This window comes from Enterococcus rivorum (assembly GCF_001742285.1).
GTDB lineage: Bacteria > Bacillota > Bacilli > Lactobacillales > Enterococcaceae > Enterococcus_L > Enterococcus_L rivorum.
Map to the genome: position 1 here is coordinate 1 of NZ_MIEK01000080.1, position 810 is coordinate 810.

Genomic DNA, 810 nt, shown 5'->3' on the forward strand with positions numbered 1-810 from the left:
GGAAAAAGCTTTTTTACAAGAGTGACGTAAGGCTTGTACATGTCAATGACAATATATTGAACGGCGGCTCTTGTTTTATAAGCATAGGAATAAAAGTATTTTTTCAAAGAGTTTAGTTTTCGATTCTCTACAATGTCCAGTAATTCTTTGGTTTGTCCATCCATAAAAACAAAGCTCATTGCCCCAGAACTTTCTTTCACAGACTTAAATTCATCAAAGCAAAGAACAGTCGGTAAGGTCTTTTTCTTCTGAGAAAGAGGGGTATAGAAGTTCTTTAACACCCGATAAATAGTGGTTGTAGAGACATGTTTGGCACGAGCAATTCCTGTCATAGAAGTATTTTCTTTCAGTTTCTCTGCAATGGAGAGCTTGACCCGACGCGCAATCGTACAATGACGTTCGGTCAAGGCCGATTCCGCAAGGAAGCTTCTATTACAGCTTTTACATAGGAATTTTTGTTTCTTAATGCGGACATAGGTCTTATATTCACTGACATCATTGATCAAAGCCATCACCTTTTTCCACCCATATTTGATAATCGTTTGGTTATTTTCTTGTTGGCAATGTAGGCATTCTTCGGGGAAATAAGTCAGCGTACCGCTATACACTTTACAACTATGATCGCCTATTTTCTCATGGGTCAAACAATTTTCAGTAAAAATAAGGTTTAGGTCTAGAATATCGAGGGTTTCTTTGATAAGATTTGAGAGAGACATCTTCATTTCTCCTTTAGATTGGTTTTCGTCGACTTTATTCTACAGGATTTGAAGGTGTCTGTCTTTTTTTATGCAAAAAAGTGCTGGCGACATC

At 37.4% G+C, this 810-nt stretch carries 1 protein-coding gene; it reads right to left on the reverse strand.

Features of this window, described 5'->3' with window-relative positions; genetic code table 11:
- Positions 1-716 (reverse strand): transposase (locus tag BCR26_RS17385; RefSeq protein WP_084387195.1); only part of this gene is annotated, 716 nt, incomplete at its 3' end.
- Between the last annotated feature and the right edge of the window lie 94 nt (positions 717-810).